This is a genomic window from Enterobacter cloacae complex sp. SHL009 (assembly GCF_049237205.1).
Taxonomy (GTDB): Bacteria; Pseudomonadota; Gammaproteobacteria; order Enterobacterales; family Enterobacteriaceae; genus Enterobacter; species Enterobacter cloacae_M.
In genome coordinates this window covers 157,464-170,132 of the sequence record NZ_JBMKIW010000005.1, presented here as the reverse complement: position 1 = coordinate 170,132, position 12,669 = coordinate 157,464, and the positions used below count along the sequence as shown (strand labels likewise).

The window sequence follows — 12,669 nt, the reverse complement described above, 5'->3', positions numbered from 1 at the left end:
AAGAATGCTAAAGCTGGAGTTTACCATGCACAAATTTACTAAAGCGCTGGCGGCCATCGGTCTGGCTGCCGTTATGTCACAATCCGCTATCGCTGAGAATTTAAAACTCGGTTTTTTGGTAAAACAGCCCGAAGAGCCCTGGTTCCAGACTGAATGGAAATTCGCAGATAAAGCCGGGAAAGATTTAGGTTTTGAAGTCATTAAAATCGCCGTGCCTGACGGCGAAAAAACCCTGAACGCCATCGACAGCCTTGCGGCCAGCGGTGCAAAAGGTTTCGTTATCTGTACCCCTGATCCAAAGCTGGGATCGGCGATTGCGGCGAAGGCGCGCGGTTACGACATGAAGGTCATCGCGGTTGACGATCAGTTCGTCAACGCTAAAGGCAAGCCGATGGATACCGTCCCGCTGGTCATGATGGCGGCGACAAAAATTGGCGAACGCCAGGGCCAGGAGCTCTATAAAGAGATGCAAAAGCGCGGCTGGGATGTCAAAGAGACCGCGGTAATGGCTATCACGGCTGACGAGCTGGACACCGCCCGTCGTCGTACTACCGGTTCAATGGATGCGCTGAAAGCAGCCGGCTTCCCGGAAAAACAGATCTATAAAGTCCCAACCAAATCCAACGATATCCCGGGCGCTTTCGACGCCGCGAACTCTATGCTGGTCCAGCATCCGGAGGTCAAACACTGGCTGGTGGTCGGCATGAACGACAACACCGTGCTGGGCGGGGTACGCGCGACGGAAGGCCAGGGCTTCAAGGCGCCTGACGTGATCGGGATTGGCATCAACGGCGTTGACGCCGTCAGCGAGCTGTCCAAAGCGCAGGCTACCGGCTTCTACGGTTCTCTGCTGCCGAGCCCGGACGTTCACGGCTACAAATCCAGTGAGATGCTCTACAACTGGGTAACCAAAGGGGCCGAACCGCCGAAATTTACCGAAGTGACCGACGTGGTGCTGATTACCCGCGACAACTTCAAAGAGGAGCTGGCGAAAAAAGGGCTGGGCGGTAAGTAATACGCGGTGATTGTGCCCCTCATGCTTCGTGAGGGGCCAGACGTACACACTACAGGAATCACGGAGACGTTATGCGACAGTCTGATCCGTATCTCTCTTTTCGCGGCATCGGGAAAACTTTCCCCGGTGTTAACGCGCTGACCGATATCAGCTTCGACTGCTATGCCGGCCAGGTTCACGCCCTGATGGGGGAAAACGGCGCGGGGAAATCCACGCTGTTGAAGATTCTCAGCGGCAACTATGCGCCTACGACCGGCACGCTGGCCATTCGCGGCGAAGAGGTGGCGTTTGCCGATACCACGGCGGCGCTCAATGCCGGGGTTGCGATCATCTATCAGGAGCTGCACCTCATTCCTGAGATGACCGTGGCGGAAAACATCTATTTAGGACAGCTCCCGCATAAAGGCGGAGTGGTAAATCGTTCGCTACTTAATTATGAAGCGGGGCTGCAGCTTAAACACCTGGGTCTGAACGTCGATCCCCAGACGCCGCTGAAATATCTCTCCATCGGCCAGTGGCAGATGGTTGAAATTGCCAAGGCGCTGGCGCGTAACGCCAGAATTATCGCCTTCGATGAGCCCACCAGTTCGCTCTCTGCGCGTGAAATAGAAAATCTGTTCCGCGTGATCCGCGAATTGCGTCAGGAAGGCCGTACGATTTTGTATGTCTCGCACCGCATGGAAGAGATATTTGCCCTGAGCGACGCCATCACCGTCTTTAAAGATGGGCGCTATGTGCGCACCTTTACCGACATGCAGCAGGTTAACCATGACCAGCTTGTTCAGGCGATGGTCGGACGCGAGCTGGGTGATATTTATCACTGGCAGCCGCGTCAGTATGGCCCTGAACGCCTGCGCCTGGACAGCGTCAAAGCGCCGGGCGTGCGCACGCCGATTTCGTTATCTGTTCGCAGCGGCGAAATTGTCGGCCTGTTTGGTCTGGTGGGGGCGGGGCGCAGTGAATTAATGAAAGGCCTGTTCGGTGGAACCCGTATTACCGAAGGGCAGGTTTCTATTGACGGTGAACGGGTCGATATCCAGAAACCGGCCCACGCGATCGGGGCGGGCATGATGCTCTGCCCGGAAGACCGTAAAGCAGAGGGCATTATTCCGGTGCATTCGGTACGCGACAACATCAATATTTCCGCCCGCCGCAAGTTTATTCGCGCAGGCTGCCTGATAAACGATGGCTGGGAGTCGAGCAATGCCGACCACCATATTCGCTCGCTGAATTTTAAAACGCCGGGTCCGGAACAGCTGATCATGAATCTGTCAGGCGGAAACCAGCAGAAGGCGATTTTAGGCCGCTGGCTGTCCGAAGATATGAAGGTCATTTTGCTGGATGAGCCGACGCGCGGTATCGATGTGGGGGCAAAACACGAGATTTATAACGTGATCTATGAGCTGGCAAAACGCGGCGTGGCGGTGCTCTTCGCCTCCAGCGATCTGCCGGAGGTGCTTGGCGTGGCCGACCGCATTGTGGTGATGCGTGAAGGCGAAATTGCCGGTGAATTACTTCATGAACAGGCGAATGAACAACAGGCGTTGAACCTCGCCATGCCTAAAGTCAGCCAGGCTGTCGCCTGAGTAAGGAGTTAATGATGTCCTCTGTTACTACATCCGGAGCGCCTAAGTCGAAGTCGGCGCTGAGTTTTGGACGTATCTGGGATCAGTACGGCATGCTTGTGGTCTTTGCCGCGCTGTTCCTCGCCTGCGCGATCTTTGTTCCTAACTTTGCCACCTTCATTAATATGAAGGGGCTGGGGCTGGCCATTTCCATGTCCGGGATGGTGGCCTGCGGGATGCTGTTCTGTCTGGCCTCCGGCGATTTTGACCTGTCGGTAGCGTCGGTGATTGCCTGTGCGGGCGTCACGACGGCAGTGGTGATCAACATGACGGAGAGCCTGTGGATTGGCGTTCTGGCCGGTCTGCTACTCGGCGTCATCAGCGGTCTGGTGAACGGGTTTGTTATCGCACGCCTGAAGATTAACGCCCTGATCACCACGCTTGCGACAATGCAAATTGTCCGCGGGCTGGCCTATATTATCTCCGACGGTAAAGCTGTGGGGATTGAAGACGAGCGCTTCTTTACCCTGGGTTACGCCAACTGGCTGGGTCTGCCTGCGCCAATCTGGCTGACCGTGGCCTGCCTGATCCTGTTCGGCTTCCTGCTCAACCGGACCACCTTTGGCCGCAATACGCTGGCGATTGGCGGTAACGAAGAGGCCGCTCGTCTGGCCGGGGTGCCGGTAGTGCGAACCAAGATTATTATCTTTGTGCTCTCAGGGCTGGTTTCTGCCGCTGCGGGAATTATTCTTGCGTCGCGCATGACCAGCGGCCAGCCGATGACCTCTATTGGTTACGAGCTGATCGTGATTTCGGCCTGCGTTTTAGGGGGCGTTTCCCTCAAGGGCGGCATCGGAAAAATCTCATATGTGGTGGCCGGTATCCTGATTTTAGGCACGGTAGAGAACGCCATGAACCTGCTGAATATTTCGCCGTTCTCGCAGTACGTCGTGCGTGGCCTGATCCTGCTGGCAGCGGTGATTTTCGACCGTTACAAGCAAAAAGCGAAGCGTACCGTTTAGTCCTTTTCCCCACCTTTTATTGCTCAACTTATAACCATAGTTGACCCCTTAACCGCCTCGCCAGTAATACTGGCGGGGCGGTTGTCAAATGGCGAGCCACGTCACACTGTCTATACTCACATGACTATGAAAGAGGTAAAGGCGTTTACCTCTCGTAAACCGTAAGGAGGAAAAGGGTGGCTGACTTGTTAACCGCACCGCCTGTACTGCCCGGAAAATATGCTTTCTTTTTTGACCTCGACGGGACGCTCGCCGGGATCCAGCCGCATCCTGACGACGTGGTCGTCCCGGATACGGTGCTAGAGAATTTGCAGCAGCTCTCAAGACTGAACGAGGGCGCATTGGCATTGATTTCAGGGCGCTCAATGGCCGAGCTGGACGTGCTCGCCAGTCCTTACCACTTTCCGCTAGCCGGTGTACACGGAGCGGAGCGCCGCGATATCCATGATCAACTGCACGTTGTATCACTTCCTGAGACCTTAATTAAGGCGTTACACACTCAACTCTCCTCGGCGCTTGAGTCGCTTCCGGGCACTGAACTGGAAGAGAAGGGCATGGCTTTCGCTTTGCACTATCGGCAGGCACCGCATCACGAGGCGGCGGTCTTTGCGATTGCTCGCAGCGTGGCCGATGCACACCCGCAGCTCGCGCTGCAGCCGGGGAAGTGCGTCGTTGAGATAAAACCTGAGGGGATTAATAAAGGTGCTGCTATTGCGGCGTTTATGGCGGAACCGCCATTTAAGGGACGTACACCGGTATTTATTGGCGATGACCTGACCGACGAGGCCGGGTTTCGCGTGGTGAATCAGGCCGAAGGGATCGCCGTCAAGGTGGGGCCTGGTGACACCGTTGCCGAATGGCGACTGGCGGATGTCGCCAGCGTCTGGCAGTGGATATCTGACATCGCTAACCAGCAACAACAACAAATAGCGCAAAGCAAAGGGGGAAACCATTATGGGTCGCTTAGTCGTCGTCTCTAACCGAATCGCACCGCCTGACGATAAAAAAGCCAGTGCAGGTGGCCTGGCGGTAGGGGTGTTAGGTGCCTTAAAAGCCGCTGGCGGGCTGTGGTTTGGCTGGAGTGGAGAAATCAGTGAAGAAGAGAAACCGCTCAAAAAGGTGACGCGCGGAAACATTACGTGGGCTTCATTTGCATTGAAAGAGAAAGACTATGACGAGTATTACTCGCAGTTCTCAAATGCCGTCCTGTGGCCTGCGTTCCACTATCGTCTTGACCTGGTCAAATTCCAGCGTGAATCCTTCGAAGGCTACTCGCGTGTGAATGCGCTGCTGGCGGATAAACTGCTGCCATTAATCGAAGAAGACGATATTTTATGGATCCACGATTATCACCTGTTGCCCTTCGCGCGCGAGCTGCGAAAAAGAGGGGTAAATAACCGCATTGGCTTCTTCCTGCACATCCCGTTCCCTACGCCGGAAATTTTTACCGCGCTGCCGCCGCATGAAGAGCTGCTGGAGGCGCTGTGCGATTACGATTTGCTGGGCTTCCAGACCGAAAATGACCGCCTCGCTTTCCTTGACTCCGTGTCTGGCAAAGCGCGTCTGGTGACCAAAGGCGGGAAAACCCATACGGCGTGGGGGAAAACCTTCCACACCGAGGTCTATCCAATAGGGATTGAACCTGACGAAATCGCGGAGCAGGCTTCCGGCCCGCTGCCGCCGAAGCTGGCGCAGCTTAAGAATGAACTCAAGCACGTGAAAAATATCTTCTCGGTTGAGCGTCTTGATTATTCCAAAGGGCTACCGGAGCGCTTCCTGGCGTATGAAACGCTGCTGGATAAATACCCGCAGCATCACGGGAAAATCCGCTATACCCAGATCGCGCCGACGTCGCGCGGTGAGGTTCAGGCCTATCAGGATATTCGCCATCAGCTGGAGACAGAAGCAGGGCGCATTAATGGCCGCTACGGCCAGCTGGGCTGGACGCCGCTGTTTTACCTGAATCAACACTTTGACCGTAAGATCCTGATGAAGGTCTTCCGCTATGCGGACGTTGGGCTAGTCACGCCGCTGCGCGACGGGATGAACCTGGTGGCGAAAGAGTATGTGGCGGCCCAGGATCCTGCCGACCCGGGTGTTCTGGTGCTTTCCCAGTTTGCCGGGGCCGCAAATGAGCTCACGTCGGCGCTCATCGTTAACCCTTACGACAGGGATGACGTGGCTAACGCGCTGAATCGCGCCCTGACAATGCCGCTCACGGAACGTATTTCCCGCCATGCTGACATGATGGAAACAATCCGGAAGAACGATATTAACCACTGGCAGGCGCGTTTTATTCAGGATCTCCGGGATATCGCTCCGCAAAGTCATGAAGGCGATCTGCAAAAAAAGATCGCGACCTTCCCTAAACTCGCCTGATTTACTGCTGGGGGGTTAATGCCCCCCAAGCGGCACTAATAGCACATCGACCTGGCTCGACGCGACAATAGATTTCGCCGCGCAGGCTGCCCGCGATAAAAAGCTGTGGTTATGGTTCCCGCAAATCACTAAATCAATATTTTGTTTACGACACATATCGAGAATATGGGCGTTAAGTTCCCCGGTCGCAATAACGGTCTCATAAACAGGATATTGTGCCTTTTCCACTAATTCGCGCAGAAATTGCTGCGTTTCTTCCTGCAGAACCTCGCGAATATCCTCCAGCATGGGGGCGGCCAGCTGATTATACATCTCCGGCTCGGCAGCGAGCGTGATGAGGCTGATGCGGGCATTGTGGGGTCTGGCAATGGAAACTGCCCGGGCGACGAGCTGATGGCTTTCGGGGGAAACTGCAACGGAAACAAGAAGATGGGAGTAACTCATGGCGCACTCCTTGGATGTCTGAAAGACAGCGTTTAACCACCTTTACCGCGAAATCTCCGGTTCTGCAAGAGCAGATTACGACATTAGTGTGAAGCTTATCATAATTATTCATTAATTATTCTTATAAGAAGAATAACTGAAAAATGCGCCTAAATGAAAAAAATTAACAACTTAACGTAAATCACACAAATCCACGCTTTGACTGTTAAATCGTTTTGATGCGTTACAAACTCATTTCGAATGATCACGTCCTGAAACAACTTTTTTGTACTAGCTGCATAACTATATGTTTTTTCACGGTAAGAAAAATGTTTCCAGGAGAGGGGCCTGATGTAAATGTTTCCGCGCGGCGCTTACGGCAGGAAAAGCACGTTGCATGCCAGTTCGGATCACCCTTCTGCATGAGTATTCGTCAATTAAGAATACAAAACAGTACTGATTGTCTAAATATTGAACAAATTACAAGTCATACTGATGGATTTATGGGTCATATTCACTTAAATTGTGTGACGTGGATCACATTTTTTTTAAATTTGAGGGTGGCTGGATTGTATGTGTCAAAACTGACGAGTAGAGTTTGCGTCGAATTAGGAAAAATCTTAGTTATTTGTAAGAAATGATAAATCATGTAAGAGACGCATTCGCGGTTTCTCTCTTACGGTTTCAGTGAATACAAACCTAAATTCAACTATGCATTTAGCCTTTTCTTTTTTATACCGGGTGATTTCCCGGCGACATCACGGGGTGCGGTCTTTCCGCATAAAAATAATAGTTGGTTATTCGGGATGGGAACAATGCATACATCCGAGTTGCTAAAACATATCTATGACATCAATTTGTCGTATTTACTGCTCGCGCAGCGTTTGATTAGTCAGGACAAGGCGTCCGCGATGTTTCGTCTGGGTATTAACGAAGAAATGGCAACCATGCTGGGCGGCTTAACCCTCCCGCAGATGGTTAAACTGGCTGAAACGAATCAACTGGTTTGCCAGTTCCGTTTCGATGATTCGCAGACAATAACGCGTCTGACGCAGGAATCCCGTGTGGACGATCTCCAACAGATCCATACCGGTATTCTTCTTTCCACTCGCTTGCTTAACGAAATCAGCCAGCCTGATGACGCAGCCCGTAAGAAAAGGGCCTAGCAATGAGCGAGAAAAGCATTGTTCAGGAAGCGCGTGACATACAGTTGGCCATGGAGCTGATTACGCTGGGTGCTCGTTTACAAATGCTGGAAAGCGAGACTCAGCTGAGCCGTGGTCGTCTCATCAAGCTGTACAAAGAGTTACGTGGTAGTCCCCCGCCGAAAGGCATGCTGCCGTTTTCTACCGACTGGTTTATGACGTGGGAGCAGAATATTCATGCTTCCATGTTCTGTAATGCCTGGCAGTATCTTCTCAAAACCGGTTTGTGCAGCGGCGTTGACGCCGTAATCAAAGCGTACAAACTTTACCTTGAACAATGCCCACAGCAGGAAGAAGGCCCTCTGCTGGCGCTGACCCGCGCATGGACGCTGGTGCGTTTTGTTGAGAGCGGAATGCTTGAACTGTCGCGCTGCAACTGCTGCGACGGCAATTTTATTACCCATGCTCATCAGCCTGCAGGCAGCTTCGCCTGTAGTTTATGTCAGCCTCCATCCCGCGCAGTAAAAAGACGTAAACTTTCCCGGGATGCTGCCGATATTATTCCACAACTGCTGGATGAACAGATCGAACAAGCTGTTTAACCCGAACGTGTGGGAAAGATTCCAGCAGCGGTAAGCAATTACCGCTGCTTTTTTTTACCCCGCAAACGGTAAACGCTGCGAGCTGGACGTCCTTGCCATAGTCACTAGCGGAAGGATGATGTCGTGCTTATCTTATTAGGTTACCTGGTAGTTCTCGGTACAGTTTTCGGCGGTTACATGATGACCGGCGGGCACCTTGGAGCACTCTATCAACCGGCTGAACTTATTATCATCGGCGGCGCAGGGGTAGGGGCTTTTATCGTTGGTAACAACGGTAAATCGATCAAGGGCACGCTGAAAGCGATTCCGTTGCTGTTCCGTCGCTCGAAATACACCAAAAGTATGTATATGGATCTGCTGGCATTGCTCTATCGCCTGATGGCGAAGTCGCGTCAGCAGGGCATGTTCTCGCTTGAACGGGATATTGAAAACCCGAAAGAAAGCGAAATTTTTGCCAGCTATCCGCGAATTCTTGCTGACGCCATGATGCTGGATTTCATCGTCGACTATCTGCGACTCATCATCAGCGGCAACATGAATACCTTCGAAATCGAAGCGCTGATGGACGAAGAGATTGAAACCCACGAAAGCGAATCTGAAGTGCCGGCCAACAGCCTGGCGCTGGTCGGCGACTCGCTTCCGGCATTCGGTATCGTTGCCGCGGTAATGGGCGTGGTTCACGCCCTGGCCTCGGCAGACCGTCCGGCAGCCGAGCTGGGCGCGCTGATTGCCCACGCGATGGTGGGGACTTTCCTCGGTATTTTGCTGGCGTACGGCTTCATTTCGCCGCTGGCGAGCGTTCTGCGCCAGAAGAGCGCGGAAACCACCAAAATGATGCAGTGCGTGAAGATCACGCTGCTCTCTAACCTCAACGGTTACGCGCCACCGATCGCGGTTGAGTTTGGCCGTAAAACGCTTTACTCCAGCGAGCGTCCGTCGTTTATCGAGCTTGAAGAACACGTGCGTGCGGTGAAAAACCCAAACCAACAGACGACAACTGAGGACGCATGAAAAACCAGTCCCATCCGATCGTCATCGTAAAAAAACGCAAGCACAAGGGCGGCGGGCATGGCGCGCACGGCTCGTGGAAAATTGCGTACGCCGACTTTATGACCGCAATGATGGCGTTCTTTCTGGTGATGTGGCTGATCTCCATCTCCAGCCCAAAAGAACTGATCCAGATTGCCGAATATTTCCGTACGCCGCTGGCAACGGCGGTGGCCGGTGGGCCGCGTATCTCTAACAGCGAAAGCCCGATCCCGGGCGGCGGCGATGATTACACACAGCAGAAGGGTGAGGTGAAAAAAGAGCCGAACATCGACGAGCTGAAAAGAAAGATGGAGCAGGCGCGTCTGAAGAAACTGCGTGGCGATCTCGATCAGCTGATTGAGGCGGATCCGAAGCTGCGCGCGCTGCGCCCGCATCTGAAGATCGACCTGGTGCAGGAAGGGCTGCGTATTCAGATTATCGACAGCCAGAACCGCCCAATGTTTAAAACCGGGAGTGCGGAAGTCGAACCCTACATGCGCGACATTCTGCGTGCCATTGCACCGGTGCTGAACGGCATTCCTAACCGAATCAGCCTGTCAGGACACACGGATGATTTCCCGTACGCCAGTGGGGAGAAAGGATACAGCAACTGGGAGCTTTCTGCCGATCGTGCCAACGCCTCGCGTCGCGAGCTGGTGGCAGGTGGGCTTGATGATGGCAAGGTACTGCGCGTAGTCGGCATGGCCGCAACCATGCGCGTTTCCGACCGCGGGCCGGATGATGCCATCAACCGTCGTATCAGTCTTTTAGTGCTGAACCAGCAGGCGGAGCAGGCCATCCTGCATGAAAACGCCGAAAGTCAGAATGAGTCACTGGACGATTTAAAACAGCCTGGGGCCGTTCCTTCGGCTGCCGTTCCAACATCGCCACCAGCCAATCCGAGGTGATAGCGTGAGCATGGATATTAGCGATTTTTACCAGACATTCTTTGATGAAGCCGACGAATTGTTGGCCGATATGGAGCAACACTTGCTCGATTTGGTGCCCGAAGCACCGGACTCCGAGCAGCTCAATGCCATCTTCCGCGCGGCGCACTCTATTAAAGGCGGAGCCGGAACCTTTGGATTTACCATCCTGCAGGAAACGACCCATTTAATGGAAAACCTGCTTGATGAAGCACGACGCGGTGAGATGCAGCTCAATACCGACATTATCAACCTGTTTTTGGAAACCAAAGATATTATGCAGGAACAGCTCGACGCCTATAAAAGTTCGGCAGAGCCTGATGCCGCCAGCTTTGAATACATCTGTAACGCGCTGCGCCAGCTCGCCCTGGAAGCAAAAGGTGAGGTCGCAGCAGCCGTTGTCCCTGCGGCGAAACTGAGCGTTGTCGATGCGGTTGCTGCCGACGAGGCCGCGCCAGCCGCTGCACAAGCGGGCAAACTGCGCGTTGTGCTGTCACGTCTCAAAGAGAATGAAGTTAACCTGCTGGAAGAAGAGCTGGGTAACCTGGCGAAATTAAGCAACGTGGTAAAAGGCAAAGACAGCCTTGCCGCGACGCTTGATGACGGTATTGGCCAGGACGATATCGTGGCGGTACTGTGCTTTGTGATCGAAGCTGACCAGATCGCTTTCGAAACCGAAACGGCTGCGGTTGACGTCCCTGCCGCTGCGGAAGAGGTGGCCTCTGTCGCTCAGGCCGCCGCACCGGCTGTGGCTCCTGCGGCTCCGGCGCTGAAGGCCGTGCCAAAAGAGGCCGCGGCACCTGGCCGTGGTGAAAAGCCTGCCGCGCGCTCCAGCGAGTCAACCAGTATCCGCGTTGCCGTTGAGAAGGTCGACCAGCTGATTAACCTGGTGGGTGAACTGGTGATCACCCAGTCGATGCTGGCCCAGCGTTCTAACGAACTGGACCCGGTCACGCATGGCGATCTGATCACCAGCATGGGCCAGCTGCAGCGTAACGCCCGCGACCTGCAGGAATCGGTCATGTCCATCCGTATGATGCCGATGGAATATGTCTTCAGCCGCTTCCCGCGTCTGGTTCGCGACCTTGCCAGCAAGCTGAATAAACAGATTGAACTGACCCTGATGGGCAGCTCAACCGAACTGGATAAGAGCCTGATCGAGCGCATTATCGACCCGTTAACGCACCTGGTGCGTAACAGTCTCGACCACGGTATCGAACTGCCGGAAAACCGCATTGCCGCCGGTAAATCCCCGGTCGGCAACCTGATCCTCTCCGCGGAACACCAGGGCGGAAACATCTGCATCGAAGTGACCGACGACGGCGCGGGTCTTAACCGCGAGCGCATCCTGGCAAAAGCGATTTCGCAGGGAATGGCGGTCAATGAAAACATGACCGACGAAGAAGTGGGCATGCTCATCTTCGCGCCGGGCTTCTCTACCGCAGAGCAGGTGACTGACGTGTCCGGGCGCGGCGTAGGCATGGACGTGGTGAAACGTAACATCCAGGAGATGGGCGGCCACGTTGAGATCCAGTCTAAACAGGGTTCCGGCACCACCATTCGCATTCTGCTGCCGCTGACGCTGGCGATCCTCGACGGCATGTCTGTCAAAGTGGCGGACGAAGTCTTTATCCTGCCGCTGAACGCCGTGATGGAATCCCTGCAGCCGCGTGAAGAAGATCTGCATCCGCTGGCGGGCGGCGAGCGCGTGCTCGAAGTGCGCGGTGAATACCTGCCGCTGGTGGAACTGTGGAAAGTGTTCGAAGTGGACGGGGCGAAGACAGAGGCCACGCAGGGCATCGTTGTGATCCTGCAAAGCGCGGGCCGTCGCTACGCGCTGCTGGTCGATCAGCTGATTGGCCAGCACCAGGTGGTAGTGAAGAACCTCGAAAGCAACTACCGCAAAGTGCCGGGTATTTCTGCCGCCACCATTCTGGGTGATGGTAGCGTGGCGCTGATCGTCGATGTGTCGGCGCTTCAGGGTTTAAATCGTGAACAACGTGTGGCGTACACAGCCGCCTGATTAAGTAGAAGGTAATAACATGACCGGTATGAGTAATGTAACGAAACTGGCGGGCGAGCCATCAGGGCAGGAATTCCTGGTATTCACTTTAGGCGATGAGGAGTACGGCATCGATATCCTGAAAGTGCAGGAAATCCGTGGTTACGACCAGGTTACCCGCATCGCTAACACGCCTGCTTTTATTAAAGGTGTCACCAACCTGCGTGGCGTCATTGTGCCAATCGTGGACCTGCGCGTGAAGTTCAGCCAGGGCGACGTTGACTACGACGACAACACCGTGGTGATCGTTCTGAATCTGGGGCAGCGCGTGGTAGGTATCGTGGTGGACGGCGTATCTGATGTGCTTTCCCTGACCTCTGACCAAATTCGTCCTGCGCCGGAGTTTGCGGTCACGCTGTCGACCGAATACCTGACCGGCCTGGGCGCGCTCGGCGAGCGTATGCTGATCCTGGTGAACATTGAGAAGTTGCTGAACAGCGATGAGATGGCGCTGCTGGATATCGCCGCGAGTCACGTAGCGTAAGTAAATGCAAAACGGCA

Annotated in this window: 12 protein-coding genes; 11 read left to right on the top strand and 1 reads right to left on the bottom strand. The window is 54.3% G+C overall.

Annotated elements, in window-relative coordinates; all coding sequences use genetic code 11:
- Positions 1-25: 25 nt before the first annotated feature.
- The 5 genes from araF to otsA all read left to right on the top strand — a co-directional run bounded on the left by araF (position 26) and on the right by otsA (position 5,981).
- On the top strand, positions 26-1,015 hold the full coding sequence (araF, locus tag ACOTZC_RS13775) for an arabinose ABC transporter substrate-binding protein AraF (RefSeq protein ID WP_003859687.1): 990 nt from the start codon (positions 26-28) through the stop codon (positions 1,013-1,015).
- Between the two features lie 71 nt (positions 1,016-1,086).
- A complete protein-coding gene (gene araG, locus ACOTZC_RS13770; RefSeq protein ID WP_421635824.1) occupies positions 1,087-2,601 on the top strand; it encodes an L-arabinose ABC transporter ATP-binding protein AraG in 1,515 nt (504 codons plus the stop codon).
- A 14-nt stretch (positions 2,602-2,615) separates the two neighbouring features.
- Complete coding sequence (gene araH, locus ACOTZC_RS13765) at positions 2,616-3,602, top strand: L-arabinose ABC transporter permease AraH (RefSeq protein WP_023312268.1); 987 nt, start codon at positions 2,616-2,618, stop codon at positions 3,600-3,602.
- A 176-nt stretch (positions 3,603-3,778) separates the two neighbouring features.
- Complete coding sequence (gene otsB / locus ACOTZC_RS13760) at positions 3,779-4,582, top strand: trehalose-phosphatase (protein WP_023312267.1); 804 nt, start codon at positions 3,779-3,781, stop codon at positions 4,580-4,582.
- Complete coding sequence (gene otsA, locus ACOTZC_RS13755; protein WP_029741334.1) at positions 4,557-5,981, top strand: alpha,alpha-trehalose-phosphate synthase; 1,425 nt, start codon at positions 4,557-4,559, stop codon at positions 5,979-5,981. Before otsB ends, otsA begins: the two co-directional genes overlap by 26 nt.
- A gap of 15 nt (positions 5,982-5,996) precedes the next feature.
- Here the strand turns inward: otsA and uspC are convergent, their stop codons facing one another.
- Entirely contained in the window at positions 5,997-6,425 is a 429-nt protein-coding gene (gene uspC / locus ACOTZC_RS13750; protein WP_023312265.1) for a universal stress protein UspC, read from the bottom strand.
- A gap of 794 nt (positions 6,426-7,219) precedes the next feature.
- On the opposite strand from uspC, the gene flhD reads away from it, so the two are divergent.
- The 6 genes from flhD (at position 7,220) to cheW (ending at position 12,652) form a co-directional block, all read left to right on the top strand.
- Positions 7,220-7,570, top strand: a complete 351-nt coding sequence (gene flhD, locus ACOTZC_RS13745; RefSeq protein ID WP_023312264.1) for a flagellar transcriptional regulator FlhD — start codon at positions 7,220-7,222, stop codon at positions 7,568-7,570.
- 2 nt (positions 7,571-7,572) lie between these two features.
- The gene (flhC, locus tag ACOTZC_RS13740) at positions 7,573-8,151 is read left to right on the top strand and encodes a flagellar transcriptional regulator FlhC (protein ID WP_013096051.1); all 579 of its coding nucleotides are present in this window, start codon (positions 7,573-7,575) and stop codon (positions 8,149-8,151) included.
- A gap of 123 nt (positions 8,152-8,274) precedes the next feature.
- Positions 8,275-9,162, top strand: coding sequence for a flagellar motor stator protein MotA (motA, locus tag ACOTZC_RS13735; protein WP_008500417.1), 888 nt, complete (start codon positions 8,275-8,277; stop codon positions 9,160-9,162).
- Positions 9,159-10,088 (top strand): flagellar motor protein MotB, encoded by a 930-nt coding sequence (motB, locus tag ACOTZC_RS13730; protein ID WP_008500418.1) that lies wholly within the window; start codon positions 9,159-9,161, stop codon positions 10,086-10,088. Before motA ends, motB begins: the two co-directional genes overlap by 4 nt.
- 4 nt (positions 10,089-10,092) lie before the next feature.
- Positions 10,093-12,129, top strand: coding sequence for a chemotaxis protein CheA (gene cheA / locus ACOTZC_RS13725; RefSeq protein WP_023312263.1), 2,037 nt, complete (start codon positions 10,093-10,095; stop codon positions 12,127-12,129).
- A gap of 19 nt (positions 12,130-12,148) precedes the next feature.
- The gene (cheW, locus tag ACOTZC_RS13720; protein ID WP_023312262.1) at positions 12,149-12,652 is read left to right on the top strand and encodes a chemotaxis protein CheW; all 504 of its coding nucleotides are present in this window, start codon (positions 12,149-12,151) and stop codon (positions 12,650-12,652) included.
- Positions 12,653-12,669 lie beyond the last annotated feature (17 nt).